Below are 17,311 nucleotides of genomic sequence, written 5' to 3'. Positions count from 1 at the left end.
CCCGGCTTCCCCCATCGTAAAACGACCACAAAAAAAGGCCAACCAGTAATTACTGGCTAACCTGATAATACGAAAAAACCGCCTGCAATGCAGACGGCTGACATCCTCTATTCATTAACGTGCCGCGAATTTACGACGAGCATATCGGAAGATAATACCATGCTTTGGAGACAGCAGCAGGGCCAAGACAAACAGAATGCCGGCTACCGCCACCATGCAACCTGCAATGGAAGCATCCAGCGCGTAAGCCATGATATAGCCTCCAACCGAGGAAGCTGCTCCTACAAGCACGCTGTACAGAATCATTTTGCCCAGTCGATCCGTGAGTAGGTAAGCCGTCGCCGCGGGTACAATGAGCATGCCAACAACGAGAATGGAACCTACACTTTCAAATGAAGCAACCGATGTCATGGAAACGAGCCCCATAAGCAGATAGTGGAACAGCACCACCGGAATGCCGCAAGCCGCAGCCAGCGCCGGATCGAAGGCACACAGCTTGAATTGCTTGTAGAACAATCCGATCACAACGAGGATCACCAGCAGCGTGATGCCAAGCATCCAGACCGCCCTAGGTCCTACATCCGTTCCCCCAAGGGTCAGGGTATCCCATTGTACATAAGCGATCTCACCGAACAATACGCAGTCCAGATCCAGGTCGATATGCTGGGCGTTGAGACTGATGAGAATGACACCCACTGCGAAGAGCGCCGTAAACACAATCCCAATGGAAGCATCAGACGATAGTCCTCCAGCCTGCAAGCTTTGAATGAAGAACACCGTCAGTAATCCAAATACCGTTGCACCGAGCAGCATCCATAGTGAATCACGTGAGCCGCTCCACAGAAAAGCAATCGCTATACCCGGGAGAACCGCATGACTGATCGCATCTCCGACCAGAGCCATCCGCCGCAGAATCAGAAAACAGCCAAGAATAGCGCAGGCGGAGGATACCAGAACGGCAGTTAATATAATCCAGAACGTTGCCATTACAGTTCACCCCGTTCCTGCTGTGCTCGCTGTGCAGACAGTGTCTGGAGTGTAGCACGCTCTTCTCTCAAATAAGTGGACTTCGCCTGAATGCTGCGCAAACGACGGGCTAATAATCCACGACGCGGGGCAAGCAGTGCGGAGCCGGCAAATAATACTGTAGCTGCCAATACCGTCACAGGCCCAGTTGGCAGATTAGGCACAAGTGTGCTGAAGATCGTACCTGTCGCACCGCTCAGTGCTCCAAATACGCCGGCCAACAGTACCATAAGCGAGAGCGAGTCCGTCCAGCAGCGAGCCGCTGCTGCAGGGGTCACCAGCAAAGCAGCGACAAGCACCACGCCCACCGCCTGAATCCCCGCAACAACCGCTATAACGGTCAATAGCAGAATCAGTTGTTCCAGCATGCCAACTGGCAGTCCCATCCCCCGTGCAAATCCCGGGTCAAAGCTCACCAGCTTGAATTCCTTGAACCATGCAAGACAGGCAATCAACAATACAAGACAGACACCGCCCATGACATACACATCCGTCATCACCATGGATGCGGCCTGACCAAACAAGTATTTATCGAGTCCACTTTGACTACCGCTGGCACTGTGCTGAATCCGAGTAAGCATCACTACGCCAATTCCGAAAAATACAGTCAGCACAATCCCCATCGCCGCATCCTGCTTGATCCGGGAATACCGTGTAATCCACGATATGCCGAAGGTCGCCACAATTCCAGCGACGAGCGCACCGAACAGAAATAATCCTACGGATTTGGTTTCCGTCAACATAAACGCGATACAAATCCCGGGCAGAGCTGCATGAGCCAGCGTATCACCCATAAGACTCTGACGACGCAAAAATGTAAAGGAACCTATAATTCCACTACTGAATCCAAGCAACAAGCAGCCAAGCAATATCCAGCGTGTATTGGGGTCGGACACGATAGCTACAATCCAGTTCCACATGCACTACACCTGGCCTTTCTCCGTCCGGCTTCCGATCATCGCTATCCGGCCTCCGTACGTCTCTTGCAAAGTATCCGGTACAAATACTTCATTCGTTGGTCCACCTGCAACCAGCCGTCCATTGAGGAGTAACACATGGTCAAAGTATTCCTCTACCGTTGCCAGATCATGGTGAACAACCAGTACGGTCTTGCCTTGCTTCTTCAACTGTTCCAACAGTGAAATGATGGCTTTTTCCGTTGTGGCATCCACACCTGCAAATGGCTCATCCATGAAATACAGATCGGCATCCTGTACCAGTGCCCGTGCCAGAAAGACACGCTGCTGTTGTCCGCCGGACAGTTGACTGATCTGGCGGTGCATATAGTCGCCCATTCCCACTTGCTCCAGGCAGTGAGCTGCAAGATCCCGTTCTTTTTTGCCTGGACGACGGAACCAGCCCAGATGTCCATATCGCCCCATCATGACAACATCGAGCGCGTGAGTCGGGAAATCCCAATCCACGGATTCCCGCTGAGGCACATAGCCGATCCGGCGACGCTGTTCTCGGTAGGACTGACCAAAAATTTTCACCTTACCGTGCATTTTAGGAACTAGTCCCAGAACGGCTTTAATCAAGGTTGATTTGCCGGCCCCATTGGGACCCAAAATGCCAATCAGCTGACCTTCTGGAATGTCAAAAGATACCCCACTAAGCACCGGTTTTTTATGGTAAGCTACCGCCAGATCCCGAACACTAAGAGGAGCTGATGTAGGCTGCGTTCCCTGCAAGTGGTTAGCATTAGGTTGTGACTGAGATTTTTCCGATAAAATTGCTTCACTCATATTCTTTCACTCCTCTCTTATATGATTTATCACTTTAATGCTTCTACAATCGTCTGAGTGTTGTGGCGAATCATGCCGATATACGTTCCTTCTTCCGTTCCCTCAGCACCCATTGCATCCGAGAACAGTTCTCCACCAATGCTTACCGTATGTCCTTTTTCGGCTGCCCCGGCAATAATCGCTTCCATTGCCTTTGCCGGTACGCTGGATTCTACAAATACAGCCTTGATATGGTTATCCACGAGGTAATCCCGCAGCTCACTAACATCCCTCGCACCATACTCGGCTGCTGTACTGATTCCTTGAAGCCCCATCACTTTCATGCCATAGGCTTGGCCAAAGTAACCAAAGGCATCATGCGCCGTAACCAATACTCGACTGGCTTCCGGAATCTCCTGGATTTTTTCCCGCACTTCGTTATCCAATGCCTCCAGTTTCGTTAGATATTGCTCTGCCTGGGTCTTGTACTCCTCTGCATGTTCCGGATCTGCTTCCACGAGTGTATCGCGCACAGCCTCTGCCGCATGCATCCAGTGGCTGACATCAAACCAGACGTGTGGATCGTATTCGGTGCCGCCTGTATCTTCTCCTGATCGCAATTCATCCGCCGGAATTTTCTCCGATACAGCCGTTACTATTTTGCTCTTGGACATTTTCTCCAAAATGTCTGTCATTTTACCTTCGAGGTGCAGTCCGTTGTAAAAAACGACTTTCGCTTGCTCCAGCTTCCGAATATCTCCCTGCGAAGCCTTGTACAAGTGAGGATCCACACCCGGACCCATCAGCCCGGTTACGTCAACATATGCCCCTCCCACTTCACGCGCTATATCCGCAATCATGCCTGTCGTGGCTGTAACCTGTACCTTACCTTCACTGCCTCCTGTTTCCGCTGTACTTGAGCATGCTGTTAGCACGATCACCAGAACAACAGCAGCCAGCGTCATCAACCCTCTCTGAAAGCTCCTCATCTTCACCATTAACAATCTAAATCTCCCCTTTCCCTCTACTAACATAATTGTCCTAATCTAATTTTGTTGTACAAGGTATTAAAATTTATACACGACTAATAATGTTTCCCTTGTGCAAATTTTAGCTGATGCAAAAAAAAAAGGCAAGGGATAATTTCCCCTGCCTGTCCAAATGAGTATGTCGGCCATTTAATTAGCTTGTTTGTCTTTTCGCTTATCTGTCCTAATTCTTCTGCGTTTCTTCACGTTACTCTGTATCTTTTTCCTGATCGTTCTTCCCTTTTGGAGTCCCGTCGAGACCATACACTTCATCGTAAGCATCGAAAATTTTACGTGCAATTGGAGACGCACTGACCGATCCAAATCCACCTTCGGGTACAACAACGGCTATAGCCAGCTTCGGATTATCCCGTGGTGCGAATGCGATAAATACTCCGTTTTCCTTTTTGTTCGGCCCTGTACCCTGCTCGGAGGTTCCTGTTTTTCTAGCATAGTCGTAGGGGAAACCCTCAAACGAACTGACTTTGGTGACCATGCCCTTATGCACTTCATTCCAGTATGCATCGGCAAAATCAACCTCGTTTAACACTTTTGGTTTGATTTTCTTGACCACATTGCCCTCGGCGTCACGGATTTCTTTCACCAAATGAGGTTCCATCCGTTTGCCCTTATTCGCAAGCATTGTAGTATATTGCGCGAGTTGAAGCGTTGTATATTTACCTTGCTGACCAAATGAGGCAAAAGCGAGACGTGTCAGACCTGATTCGTCATTTTTACTATTATATTCCAGAGTGCCCAGATACTCTTTCGGAAGATCCACTCCTGTAGATACTCCCAAACCGAACTCTTTCATATGTTTGTCCCACATTTCTACGCCCTTGGTCGCCCCGAATTTGTTATAAAGGCCCTTACCCACCATATCGATCATAAAAGCATTGGAAGATTTCTCAATCGCTCTTCTAGCCGTAATAGAGCCGTTAAATGCCGAGTGTGAATTCCTAACCTTTCTTCCATCTTTGCCTAATGTAGCATAGCCTTGGTCATAATAGGTTTGCCCTGTACTGAACAAACCTTCTTTCAATCCTATTAGTACACTTAGAGGTTTAATAACGGAACCCAACAATACAACGGACTCGGCCTTTTTACCTGATTCATTAGGAGGGAACGACTCCGTGGTTCCGTTGCGGAATACATACTTGATCTTCTCATAATCCCAATCATTCGGATCATAATCCGGCATACTTGCCATAGCCACTACATTGCCTGTATCCACTTCCATGGCTACCGCGTATCCCGTTATAGCTTTAGGCAACTTCCTCAGTTCATCTGTAATAGCTTGTTGTGCAACCATCTGAATTTCCTTGTTGATCGTTGTAACTAGACTATACCCCTTTTCAGGTGGGGTCAGATTCATCGTTCCGTCTGGCAAATTTCGAGCATCAATATCAATAGACTGGTAGCCACTTCGTCCCCGAAGTTCTTCTTGATACTGCAGCTCCAAGCCGTCAAAACCAACTTTTTCTTCTTCATGGTATACAAGGCCCGGATCTCGCTGGGTACTCGCAGATTCACGAATGGCTTTATATTTTTTAAGGGTGTCCGGTGCCCGCTTGAATTCTCTTGTATAGCCGACCACCTGAACGGCTACCCCATCCGGATCGTATTTTCGGACATTTTCCTCAAGGACCATAACGCCTGGAAACTCTGCTTTTTTCTCCATGAAATAGGCGATCTCTTTGGTTGTTAAATCGGATTTAACCAACCTTGGTACATATCCAAATGTCTTCTGGTAGTCCAGATCCAGTCGCTTCACGATCTCTTCTGCATCTGGTTGTTCTTTGTCCCCCGGGTTAAACTTCTTAAACACAGCCGCCAGTTCATCAGCAAGTTCTTGCGCTTCCTGCTTGCGGTCATCATTTCTATAATCCTCATACAATAACACATAGAGGGACTGCACAGGCTCCGAATAAGCGAGCGCGACCTTCCCTGTCGCATCGTAGATTGGCCCACGAACAGGGGCGAGCGGAATATCTTTGGTATTACGGCTGGTCTCCATATAGGTCAGTTCAGGTCCCTCGACAAATTGCACAAAGGCTAACCTGAAAATAAGGATACTAAATATCACAAACGCAGCGAAAAAAAACATGTTCATTCTTACACTAGACGGCTTGTTGACCGGTGGATCTTCATTGGACATTTTCTTTTTCCTCAATCGGTTAAACATGGGATAAGCCTCTCCGTTCTTATGTAAAAGTAGATTAATCAATCAGCACGTTTTGCATCATTCAACTCAAATAACATCCTTTCCTCATACAAGTCTATCAAAGGTCAACTGCCATGTCCTCCAGATTTTGGTTACATTTTCGTAAACAGAAGAGACCTATTGTCAATTTTCCTGAAACAATGTCAGTAAAGACATATAGTTAATTTCTTTAATTTAAAAGATAATTTCCTTCTCTTAAATTAACGCAACATGAACGAAGTTTGTTACATTCTAATTTGCAGCAGCTTGCTGGAGAGAGACATTCAAGTTCTGGCAAAACGTAAAAGAGAGGCCCCTCGAAAGGGTCCTCTCTTTGGATTCAAAGACTCACATTACTGTGTATTTGATTCTTTATTTTTATCTTTTTTTGGTACACCGTCCAGACCGAACTCCTCGTCATACGCATCGAAGATCGCACGTGCAACAGGGGCAGCACTACTCGAACCAAAGCCCCCTTCAGGAATAACCACGGCTACAGCCAGTTTTGGGTTTTCCCGTGGTGCGTAAGCAATAAACACCCCGTTATCTACATGTTGACCACCTATCACTTGGGTAGATGTCCCTGTTTTTCTTGCAAAATCATAAGGGAAACCACTGAAGGAGGATACCTCGGTTGCCATGCCTCGTTGGACCTCATTCCAGTAAGCATCGTTGAATTCCACAGTGCTGAGCACCTTCGGTTTCACTTTCTCAACCACATTGCCTTCGGAATCCCGGAATTCCTTAACCAACTGTGGCTCCATCCGTTTTCCTTTATTAGCCAGCATAGTCGTATACTGTGCTAACTGCATCGTTGTGTATTTACCCTGTTGACCAAAGGAAGCATATACCAGCTTGGTCAAGGAACTCTCGGAGCTTTCCCTATATTCTTTGCGCCCAAGCCATTCATTAGGAAGGTCAACACCGGTCGAAACACCTAACCCGAACTGCTCCATGTATTCATCCCATTTATCGATGCCCTTTGCCCCATACTTCGAGTATAGTTTCTTCCCGATCTCGTCAATCATGAATACGTTGGAAGAATGACGAATAGCATCACGTGGATACAGCGCACCATACACATGCCCCGATGAGTTCTGCACTCTTCGGTTATCCCCACCAAACGTAGTAGAACCTCTATCCATGTACACCGAGTTAGTGGTAAAGAAACCTTCCTTCAAACCGATCAATACACTGAGTGGCTTGATCGTTGAGCCAAGCAATACGACGGATTCAGCCCTTTTTTTAGATTCACCAGGCAGAAACCCCCGAATCGTACCATTCTGATAAATATATTTTATTTTATCATAATCTTCCGTGCTTATACCGCCAGTTCTCCACACGTTAGTGTCATAATCCGGCATACTGGCAGCAGCCACAATCTTCCCTGTATCCACTTCCATCGCCACCGCAAAACCCGTCTTGGCATTCGGATGCAGTACGCCTGACACCGGGTTCCGATGAAGCCAACTCAACTGATCCATAATAGCCTGCTCTGTTTTCACCTGAACAGTCTTGTTGATACTGGAGATCAGGTCATACCCTTTTTCGGGTGGGGTAGAGCCTGCTACACCTTCTGGCAAGTTGCGCAAATCCACGTCAACGGAGTTATAACCGCTTTTGCCACGCAGGACATCCTGATACTGCAATTCCAGTCCATCAAAACCGACGAATTCATTTTCCGTGTACACAAGGCCCGGATCGTTTTGCTTTTTATTGGTCTTATCAATCTCTTCGTACTTTTTCAACGCTTTGGAGCTTTTAAATTTTTTCAAATAACCAATTGTCTGAACGGCTACCGTATCCGGATCATAGTAGCGCACACTTTCCTCTACAATCTGAATTCCCTTGAATTCATCTTTGTGCTGCAGGAAGTAAGCCACTTCTTCATCAGATAGGTCACTCTTGATCAGACGTGGCATGAACCCATTCGCTTTACGCGAATTGAGGTCCATTGCTTCTAGGATGTTATCGACCGTAAGGGCCTCGGAATCCTTTTTCTTATACTGCTCAAACACATCATGCAGCCGAGTGGCGATGTCCTCCACTTCCGAAATATTCGGATTTGGCTTGCCATCCACATCCCCATAATTTTTGTACAAGGTCAGATACAAGGATTGAATCGGCTTGGAGTAAGCAAGCTTCACCTCACCCGTGGAATCATAAATGGTTCCTCTTACTGGAGCGAGGGGTACATCTTTGGTAATGTTGCTCGCTTCCTCCTGACTCAGCTCTGGCCCCTCCACGAATTGCAAAAATGCCAGCCGTACAATAATAACGCTAAAAATAACAAAGGAAGCGAAGAAAAATACGTTCATACGGTAACTGAAACGCCGCTTGTCCGTAAGTTCGTCCTTCTCTTTTGAATGATTGTTCATTCATCCTACCTCTTTCATGACTTGATGCATACCGTCCAGACTGTACAGCCCCGGCATGATAACCTGGCAACGTCGTCATCTCCCGGACCCATGTCCGGCGTAATGTTAAGCTGATTGATCTTTCAGATGGGTATCGGCAAAGTTAGGAGGATTGAACCAATCGCCACTGATTGCCCACGTGGGGTCAAGCGGAATCCAGCTTTCCGAATCACTCAAATATATTTCATTCCAGGCATGTGGACCATATCCACCCTGCCCGTTATAACCAAGGCCTGTAACCACTTTGACTTCCAGCCCCTGTGAACGAGCCATGACCGCATATAGACGAGCGTAATCAATACATACGCCTTCACGTGTATCAAATGTATTTTGTGGCGTCTGCTCGTGCCATATGCCCTTTTGCTCATAGTCATCCACTTTACCGTAGTCATATTGAATGCGAGAACCTACCCAGTCATATAATGCCCTGGCTTTGGCTTCCTCTGTCGTTTGACCTTTTACTATTTCTTTTGCCGCAGATTCAATATCCGCCGGAATGTTATGGTCAACGACTTCATACTTGCGTTGCAGGATGGCGCCCAGTTCCTTTTGGACGGCTTGGGTAAACACGGGCAGCTTGTCCTTGATAAATGTACCGGATAATGGCTCTATAACCGATTTGGCCCCTTGCATATAAATGGGCGAAGCCTCCACATATCGACTAAACATGCTGCCCGGATAGAGACTGACAATCATGAACAGTACAGCAATCACAATCATCCCGCGCACGGAGCCAATGACTGTACCAATCACAGCACCCGTAAAGCGGCTGAAAATCCCTTTTGGTCTGCTCTCCTGCTCTGCTGAACTGTATCTTCTTCTGAAAATAAGGGAAGAGAGCAATCCGAGAACCATTCGGATGAAGCCATAACTAAGCACAAACAACACGGCAAACCGCATCAGCGGAAAATCAGCAATGGCCGTAATCAATGTATAATACATCTGCTCCCACCGGTTCAGCTCACGGTTTGGCATGTCTGCAGCATACACAGATAACCATTGCTGAACATATGGCGCAAGCCACAATGTCAAACCGATGGATAACAGAATACCGATGACCGCCATAATGCCATCCATGAGGAAACCAAAGAGTCTTCCCGCCGAACGCGAAGCACCTCTGGACCACCCCTGAAGCAATGAAGCGGCCACAATCAGCAACAGCATAATCGTTATGCCATTGAATTCTTTCAGGCTGTCCAGCCAATTCTGCAGCACGTACTGATTCCCCCTTTACTACGATGCTGGTGCTGTTCTGTTTTCTTGCGCCTGTTCGACAAACGTACGTATCGTTTCATTGTCGAGTTTCCATTCGCCAAGTGAAATCCCGCGGAAGGTCACATCGACTTTATCCGATTGATTTCTTCCTTTAATCTCAACGTTGGGACTTGTAATGGTAAACGCTCCATCCTGTCCCTTAACGTAAGTCGCTTTGGAAGCTTCCTTCAGCATCATGCTGGTCGCTTCCTTCTTCAATGTGTCCATTGTACTTGATTGTACATCAGTAACTGTCCGTTTGATCTGATCGATGGAGATGCCGCTGTATATCAGTAGAGCCGCAATAATGATGATGGCAATCGCCCATTTCAATACGGTTTTGACCACGTTCAGAACAAAGAACAAAATGATCAACGCAACCACGATCACCAGCCAGTTCTGCATCACAAACTCTTTGATTACTTCTATGTTCATGACTACACCTTCCGTATTAGAGTTGATTATTAACACTTCCCGAATATTATACATGATTTCCGAAGCTGCTGTCAGCTAAGCCCTCCTATGTAAAAATAAACGGTCTAAGTTCGTCCCGCCGGGCGTACAAGTAGTACCATGAGGTTCTGTCCAAGGAACGGGGAACACGTCATGACCAGTTATTGAACATGCATCGCTTAACAAGGAGGGGCTTATGTGAAAACGGCCATCTGGCTATATCTATTTTTGTTCCTTGCTGTTTTTGATCTGCACGCCCAATATCCAATCTTGACCCCTTTCGCTATTTCGCTAGGGGCGGCCCCGACCTTTATCGGCTGGATGATGGGCATCTACTCCTTGACCCATCTCCCAGGCAACCTGATTGCGGGAACCCAAATTGACAAACATGGCAGTCGTCGTTACATTGTGTTCAGTTTGCTGGGTGCGGGGATCATTTTGCTTATCCAGGCACAAATTCACACTCCTTGGCAGCTGCTCGCCCTGCGGGCCATCAGCGGATTTGTACTTGCTTTTCTGTCTCCAGCCTGTCTCGCACTGCTTGCGCAATTATCAAGTGATCCGATTAAGCAAGGCAAGTATATGTCTGGCCATGGCGTTGTACATACACTGGCATCCGTGGTATCGCCCGCCGCAGGCGCACTTATTGTCGGAGCTCTTGGATTTTCCGCCACCTTTGCAAGTCTAGGTTATCTGCTCATTCTGTCGGGCGTTATCGCATGGTTATCCATGCCCAAAGGCGTCCCTGAAGTTCAACATGAAAAAGTGACCGAGCCCGCCAAGCCTAGCAACCCAGTTGAAGAGAAAAGAAAATTCCTGCCCGTATCCTGGCGATACTTTGCTCTGCCTCTTGTTATTGCTTGTGCCCAAGGAATCCTATTTTTTGAACTGCCTCTGCGCGGAGGCGGACATTCGTCCATGATGTCTACCGGACTTTTGTTTTCCATTATCAGCATTGGAGCACTATTTACCCTAAGCATGCTGTTTCTCAACCGGTATTCCCCCAAACTGCGGTTGATTGTAGGTGTGCTGCTAATGTCTTTATGTTTCTTTGCTATGGCGGCGATACCACAGATTCCGTTGTCTTCCGTGCTCTTCGTTCTGGGGATGTCTAAAGGAATTATTTTCCCTGCCATGGCAACACTCTTTATCCGCTTAAGCGGAGGAAACAAGCTGGGTCGCATCTTCTCATTGCAATCCATCGCTACCTCCATCGGCTCTTTTATTGGTCCGATCACCGCAGGGCAGCTGCGCGTGGGTCTGTCACCATATTTCATTGCCTTTGTATTATTGATGATTGGTATCATGCTGCTCCCTTACTTCACAGCCAGACGTGATGCTTCCCTGTCTGATCCGAAAAGCATACTTGGTTAGCGGAAGCACCATTCAAATTTCCATGGCCTTTTGATAACAGCAGGGATTGTATTTTTCTCGGCTTTGCATCATTCCCCCATTTACAGCTAAACTATATAAAATGGACTGATGTTTTACACACGAACGAAGTGACTTCTGGAGCATAACCTTCTTCATCTTCAAGATTTCTCTTTCTTAAATTAGGAATGGATGATCAGTGGAAGATAGTAGTGAAGGGGACGGAATCGATTCTGAAGAAGCGGTAGCGTTCGCCTTTGTCTCCGAAATGTTATACCTTTGAAGAGTAAATTCAGAACATTTGGAGACAACAGCGATCGGAAGAACGATCCGTAACCGGAACGGCCACTGTTGGTTAGGCATTCCCTTCAGATGTGAAAAAAAAGTTAGAAATCAGAGGTGTTTCTGTCAGGTGTCGCTCGTGTGAAAATTAGAAGGTCCATTTTATATAATCCAGTCGATTTTCGCTGCAACATTTCCCGGGGAATGTCGACATAAGCTCTCGACCAAGAGGTGAATATGATGCCTATTCATGTCATTGTGGAAGGTAAGAATGACCGCAGCAAACTAAAACGTCTTGTAGGACCCGAAATCAACATTTTGTGCACGTTTGGAACACTGAATTCGCTCAAGCTTGAGTCGCTGCGCAAACAGGTTGGTTATGATGAGGTCTACTTATTTATGGATAATGACAGTTCAGGCAAGAAAATCAGAGGTGTTCTCCGAGATGCCTTCCCGGATGCTGTACAGATGTATACGCGCCGCGGTTATGCGGGTGTGGAAGGAACCCCTGACGAATACATTATCGCCCAGCTGGAGAAAGCAGGATTAGAATCGTATATCCAATATCCTGAATTCCCCTCGTTTTAGAAAAAACAGAAAGAGGCTGCTCCTGGGTATTCGTTCAACCCAAGAAGCAGCCTCTTTCTTTGGTTTTTCCATGATGAACACATTTATTCTTTGATCAGATTGCGTATGTCCTCCGCAATGACTGCGGGTTCAACATCCTCTGTATTAAACGCGTTGTAAACCTTGCGCAGCTGGTTATTCCGATCCACCAGTCCAATCATGTTCATATGGGCAAAATCATCCTTGTTCTCACCCTCAATGAGGATCTGGAATGAATCCTTGGCGAGCTGCTTCGTTTTATCCATATCCCCCCGGAGGAAGTACCAGCCTTCATAATCCGCGTGGAATCGATCTGCAAATTCCTTGATTTTCTCCTTGGTATCCACTTTCGGGTCAAACGAGATGGACACAAACGAAACATCCTTGCCAAAGGTATCGTCCTCTTTCAACAGGTCCTGCACCTGGGATAACGTAAACGTCGTAATTGGGCACACATCTGGACAGCTGGTGAAATAAAAGTAGAATAAACGCACCTTGCCTTTGGTATCATCCAGAGATACTGTGCTTCCATCTACATTTTCCATCGAAAAGGATTGAATCTCCCGAATTTCGGGTAATTTTTCCTTGCTGGCGAATACGGTGCCCCACATTAAATACACTGCCATAATCAGTGCAAGCCCTAGCAGCATCCACGTCCATTTATACTTTTTCAGCATCATTATCGTCCCTTCCGATATCAGATCATATGAATACGCATACATAAAAATTTAACGGTTTTCGATAAAATTCATGGACTCTTGAATCCTAATTTTTATGATAATTCCTCATTCCCACACCACTCTGATGCATATGTATACGAAGAACCCAACCGACAATGGGCTCCCATGTTATTGTAACGGTTCCACGGACCCTGTGCCCATGTATTTGTTTTAACAGTATTTCATGCTGCTTATTTGTGCACTGTATCCAGAATCATCAATATAAAACTCAAGGATAGATAGTTAATGGAATAAAGGAATACCTTTTTTGCCCAAGCATCTGTATTTTTTGCACGAAAGCCTTTGAGTACGTAGTACAGCCACAGCACGGAAAGTATCAGTGAAACGGTAAGATAGAAGCTTCCTGCGGATCGCCAGCGCCCAGAAGTGTGGAGGCTGCCATAGAAACAACATGGCCAGAAGCAGCCATGCGCCAAGATCCATACGTCCGGTTACCGCGACATACCCGATGACTGGCGGCATAGCGCCAGACAGACCACCAAAGGAGGTGCTCCATGTCGACGAACGCTTCAACCAGAGGGTGTACATAATCACATAGACAAACATGCCAAACATGCCGCATAATCCGGCAAGTGCCCCGGAAAAGGAAAAGAGTACGAATAATCCAAGCACACCCAATATAATGGCATAGGATAGAACAACTTTGGGTGTTAAACGTCCTGTTGGCAAGGACCTGTTGCGAGTACATTCCATTTTGAGATCCAGTTCACGGTCTAAGTAATTATTAAATACACAAGAAGAAGCCATAATCAGTGCCGTTCCGAGTAGGGTCAGCATCAATTTGCCATAGTCGATGTCCCACTGGGATGCAAGCCAAAAGCCACCAAAAACCGCAATAAGGTTGGTTTGAAGTCATGGAGGTTTCTCTCTCTGCCTCCGATATAAAGTTTATCACAGGAAAAGGAAAAAGAGTTTGACAATGATCGTACAATTGCTGTTAATTGAGCAGGTTCTTGTCATATCTTTGGAAATTAGGGTGTTTTGCTTCCCGGTAGGCGGATAATATACACTATATATGGGTATCACCTAGATAGAGAGGCAATACGCATTAACGATACACCACACAAAGGAGACGTTTATGGATACTTCTACACATTTTGTCATGGGGATTGGTTTGGCTGGTCTGGCTTATGTCGATCCTGTTGTCGCGTCGAGTCCCATGCTCGCAGCTGCGGTCATGATTGGCACCATTGCAGGCTCACAGGCTCCTGACATCGATACTTTGTTACGTCTCAAAAGCAACTCGCTGTATATCCGGAATCACCGGGGCATGTCCCATTCACTGCCGTTTCTCCTGTTATGGGTTCTGCTCATTACCGGCGTTATTGCACTGATTTTCCCCGGGGTCGCTATTGGACACGTCGCGGCCTGGACTGCTGTCGCCGTATGCGTTCACGTTTTTACGGATTTGTTCAATACCTATGGAACCCAGGCAGCACGACCTTTTACAGAACGCTGGATTGCCTGGAACATCATTCATATTTTTGATCCGTTTCTGTTTATCACACATGTGCTGGCCATTTTGTTATGGGCATTCGATCTGATCGCCCCTGCTCCACTCTTTGTTTCACTGTATATTTTGATTGGCTTGTATTATGTATGGCGGACCATTGCTCGGGCTCAGGCTGTCAGCAGGGTGAAACGGCTCGACAAAAGTAACCCTGCCGATCATTATATGGTAATCCCGACGATATCCTGGAACCGTTGGCATGTGGTAAAAAGATATGCAGATGGCAGTTATGAGATTGGCAAAATGGATCATTCCGTCCTGACATGGAATCTCCATGCTTCATCGTCCACTCACGCTGCTGTTGCCGCATCGCGTGAATCACCTGAAGTCACAGCATTTCTTTACTTCACGTCCTATGCTGTCGCAGAGGTGGAGGAATTGCCAGCAGGATACAAGGTTCGCTGGGCAGATGTGCGTTATCGACACCGCAAACAGTATCCATTTGTTGCTGTGGTCGTTATGGATCGTAATTTTGAAACCATTGATACGTATGTCGGCTGGTTAAGCGACGAGAAAATGAATAAAAAACTTTTATCTGCACGCTCTTGACGAAAGATACTTGGAAGGGCACAATCAGACATAGGAACTGATGCGCCAGAAAGCCCGGAGCGTTTCCGCTCCGGGCTTTCTGTTTGTTGCTGTCTTGTTAGGATGAATTATTTTCCAGACCCAGCCAGAGACTGCTCAGCGATTTGCACCAGACGTTTGGTGATGTAACCACCCAGAGAACCCATCTCACGGGAAGTGTAGTTCCCGTAGTAACCGTCTTGTGGGATAGTTACACCCAGTTCCTGTGCAGCCTCCATTTTCAATTGTTGCAGTGCTGCAGTCGCTTGAGGTACCACCAAGTTGTTAGAAGAACGAGATCCTTGAGCCATATTTTAAATCTCCTTTCAATCTGTGTCTGTAATGTATTGCAAGCTTGCAAGATTATTATGGCTCGCACACTTCAGGTTATACGGAATTTCATTAAATTTGTAGGTGGAGGTTTTTCCCAATGAGCAAGGGTTTATCCTTATGGTTTGCATTCTCTTCGATTATGTTGTTAGCGGTTACGGCGATCATGATCTCTTACTCCGGCTGGTTGGCTACGCTGCTGTTTGTCGTGTCCGTTGCCAACATCGGCTGGGGATTCGTTATTCGCGCAAAGAAAGAGCGTCGGGAAGCAAGTTCCACCTCGGAAACCGCCTCTTGACCTGGTAATTTCATAGGCAGCACGAAACGTTAATAAAGAAGAGGAGCCTGGTAGAGGCTCCTCTTCTTTATTATGTGAATATTTAATTTACTTTAGGCCACTTGCCTCGTTCTACTACAATGTACGTCTAGGAACAAACCCCATACGATCTTTAACTGCATGAAGCGTTTGGGAAGCCACCGCTTCTGCACGACGAGCTGAAGTTTCCAGGATATCGGCCAATTCACCAGACTCGCGAATCTCATGATACCGTTGCTGTAGAGGTTCAATAACAGATACTACCACTTCAGCCAGTTCCTTTTTGAACGGACCATACATTTTGCCTTCATAACGTTCCGCTACTTCTTTCAATGTCAGACCTGCACATTCAGCGTAGATACTCATCAGGTTGCTGACTTCAGGTTTGTTTGCCGGATCATATACCACTTCAGTGCCGGAATCGGTTGTGGCACGGCTAATTTTTTTGCGGATGACATCTGGCGGATCAAGCAAGGCAATGTAGCTGCCTGCATTGGGATTACTTTTGCTCATTTTCGAAGAAGCATCGTCCAGAGACATTACACGAGCACCCACCTGTGGAATATAAGGGTCTGGAATCGTGAAATACTCCCCATAACGGTGGTTAAAGCGCCCTGCCAGATCGCGTGTCAGTTCCAAATGCTGCTTCTGGTCCTCGCCTACTGGAACAAGGTCAGCATTATACAGCAAAATATCAGCAGCCATTAATGAAGGATACACGAAAAGTCCGGCGCCAACGGAATCTTTACCGGAGGATTTGTCTTTGAACTGAGTCATACGTTCGAGTTCACCCATCGAAGTCAGGGTGGTCATCAACCAGCCCAATTCCGCGTGCTGCGGTACATGGGATTGCAGAAACACGTTAGATTTCGCAGGATCGATTCCAGCTGCAATAAACAATGCAGCTACCGCTTCGGACTGCTCACGCAGCGCTGCCGGCTCTTGAGCTACCGTTACAGCGTGAAGATCAACCACCATAAAGTGACATTGGTAGTCATGCTGCAATTTCACAAAGTTTTTAATTGCCCCGATGTAGTTGCCCAATGTGAGCTTGCCACTTGGCTGAATTCCGGAAAGTACTGTTTTCATTTCACATAACGCCTCCCTGTTTCTAGTTATGGATGACCAAAAGGATATTTATTTCTAAACCTTTGGCGGTCATCCAGCTGTTCTTCCTATGCTCAGCGGACGCAAAAAGGCCTCACATCCGCAAGGGACGTGAGACCGTGGTGCCACCCTTATTCGCAATTCTCCACTCCTCTAGACCTGATTAGATCATGTGGAAGAAATGCCTTCATTTCTCCGTAACGTGGAGGATACGTCCGATTCTACTAAGGATAGTCTAAGATCAGACTGCGCCTGTTCAAATCAGCACTCAAGGGTCCATTCGGTAAAGAGTTCCCGCCGGTTCACATCACCCACCGGCTTTCTGAAGAGAGTCCTCATGACTTACTTGTCCCTGTCATCGTTTTAATTATTATTCG

Annotated in this window: 15 protein-coding genes, 1 pseudogene and 1 other annotated feature; of the genes and pseudogenes, 4 read left to right on the top strand and 12 right to left on the bottom strand. The window is 46.9% G+C overall.

What is annotated here, in order from left to right; genetic code table 11:
- Positions 1-114: 114 nt before the first annotated feature.
- The 8 genes from P5G61_RS30590 to P5G61_RS30555 form a co-directional block, all read right to left on the bottom strand.
- The gene (locus P5G61_RS30590) at positions 115-987 is read right to left on the bottom strand and encodes a metal ABC transporter permease (RefSeq protein WP_301249904.1); all 873 of its coding nucleotides are present in this window, start codon (positions 985-987) and stop codon (positions 115-117) included.
- Entirely contained in the window at positions 987-1,946 is a 960-nt protein-coding gene (locus P5G61_RS30585) for a metal ABC transporter permease (protein WP_024631247.1), read from the bottom strand. The genes P5G61_RS30590 and P5G61_RS30585 overlap by 1 nt, the downstream gene beginning before the upstream one ends.
- Positions 1,947-1,949: 3 nt before the next feature.
- A complete protein-coding gene (locus P5G61_RS30580) occupies positions 1,950-2,771 on the bottom strand; it encodes a metal ABC transporter ATP-binding protein (protein ID WP_301249902.1) in 822 nt (273 codons plus the stop codon).
- 29 nt (positions 2,772-2,800) lie between these two features.
- A complete protein-coding gene (locus P5G61_RS30575; RefSeq protein WP_301249901.1) occupies positions 2,801-3,748 on the bottom strand; it encodes a metal ABC transporter solute-binding protein, Zn/Mn family in 948 nt (315 codons plus the stop codon).
- 238 nt (positions 3,749-3,986) lie between these two features.
- Positions 3,987-5,963, bottom strand: a complete 1,977-nt coding sequence (locus P5G61_RS30570; protein ID WP_435874308.1) for a peptidoglycan D,D-transpeptidase FtsI family protein — start codon at positions 5,961-5,963, stop codon at positions 3,987-3,989.
- Positions 5,964-6,334: 371 nt separating this feature from the next.
- Complete coding sequence (locus tag P5G61_RS30565) at positions 6,335-8,359, bottom strand: peptidoglycan D,D-transpeptidase FtsI family protein (RefSeq protein ID WP_301249900.1); 2,025 nt, start codon at positions 8,357-8,359, stop codon at positions 6,335-6,337.
- 105 nt (positions 8,360-8,464) lie between these two features.
- Positions 8,465-9,562 carry a transglutaminase domain-containing protein gene (locus P5G61_RS30560; protein WP_435874309.1) on the bottom strand — a complete coding sequence of 366 codons (1,098 nt, stop codon included), beginning with the start codon at positions 9,560-9,562 and terminating at the stop codon, positions 8,465-8,467.
- Between the two features lie 69 nt (positions 9,563-9,631).
- Positions 9,632-10,141 (bottom strand): ATPase, encoded by a 510-nt coding sequence (locus tag P5G61_RS30555; protein WP_301249898.1) that lies wholly within the window; start codon positions 10,139-10,141, stop codon positions 9,632-9,634.
- A gap of 162 nt (positions 10,142-10,303) precedes the next feature.
- On the opposite strand from P5G61_RS30555, the gene P5G61_RS30550 reads away from it, so the two are divergent.
- Positions 10,304-11,479, top strand: a complete 1,176-nt coding sequence (locus P5G61_RS30550; RefSeq protein ID WP_301249897.1) for an MFS transporter — start codon at positions 10,304-10,306, stop codon at positions 11,477-11,479.
- Between the two features lie 519 nt (positions 11,480-11,998).
- Entirely contained in the window at positions 11,999-12,346 is a 348-nt protein-coding gene (locus P5G61_RS30545) for a toprim domain-containing protein (protein WP_024631255.1), read from the top strand.
- A gap of 83 nt (positions 12,347-12,429) precedes the next feature.
- On the opposite strand, the gene P5G61_RS30540 is transcribed toward P5G61_RS30545, so the two are convergent.
- Positions 12,430-13,041, bottom strand: a complete 612-nt coding sequence (locus P5G61_RS30540) for an SCO family protein (protein WP_052016659.1) — start codon at positions 13,039-13,041, stop codon at positions 12,430-12,432.
- Positions 13,042-13,274: 233 nt separating this feature from the next.
- Positions 13,275-13,956, bottom strand: a pseudogene (gene cyoE, locus P5G61_RS30535) (heme o synthase); the annotation flags it as partial.
- Between the two features lie 226 nt (positions 13,957-14,182).
- Here cyoE and P5G61_RS30530 point away from each other — a divergent pair.
- On the top strand, positions 14,183-15,163 hold the full coding sequence (locus P5G61_RS30530) for a metal-dependent hydrolase (RefSeq protein WP_301249896.1): 981 nt from the start codon (positions 14,183-14,185) through the stop codon (positions 15,161-15,163).
- Positions 15,164-15,270: 107 nt separating this feature from the next.
- Here P5G61_RS30530 and P5G61_RS30525 read toward each other — a convergent pair whose 3' ends face one another.
- Positions 15,271-15,492: an alpha/beta-type small acid-soluble spore protein gene (locus P5G61_RS30525; protein ID WP_301249895.1), complete on the bottom strand. Its 222-nt coding sequence runs from the start codon at positions 15,490-15,492 to the stop codon at positions 15,271-15,273.
- A gap of 119 nt (positions 15,493-15,611) precedes the next feature.
- Between P5G61_RS30525 and P5G61_RS30520 the strand changes: the two genes are divergently transcribed.
- The gene (locus tag P5G61_RS30520) at positions 15,612-15,809 is read left to right on the top strand and encodes a hypothetical protein (RefSeq protein WP_301249893.1); all 198 of its coding nucleotides are present in this window, start codon (positions 15,612-15,614) and stop codon (positions 15,807-15,809) included.
- A 114-nt stretch (positions 15,810-15,923) separates the two neighbouring features.
- Here P5G61_RS30520 and trpS read toward each other — a convergent pair whose 3' ends face one another.
- Entirely contained in the window at positions 15,924-16,916 is a 993-nt protein-coding gene (trpS, locus tag P5G61_RS30515) for a tryptophan--tRNA ligase (RefSeq protein WP_301249891.1), read from the bottom strand.
- A 120-nt stretch (positions 16,917-17,036) separates the two neighbouring features.
- Positions 17,037-17,302, bottom strand: a binding site (T-box leader).
- Positions 17,303-17,311 lie beyond the last annotated feature (9 nt).

The organism is Paenibacillus vandeheii (genome assembly GCF_030433635.1).
GTDB lineage: Bacteria > Bacillota > Bacilli > Paenibacillales > Paenibacillaceae > Paenibacillus > Paenibacillus vandeheii.
Note: the sequence above shows the minus strand (reverse complement) of the source record. Positions and strands in the feature narration are given on the sequence as shown.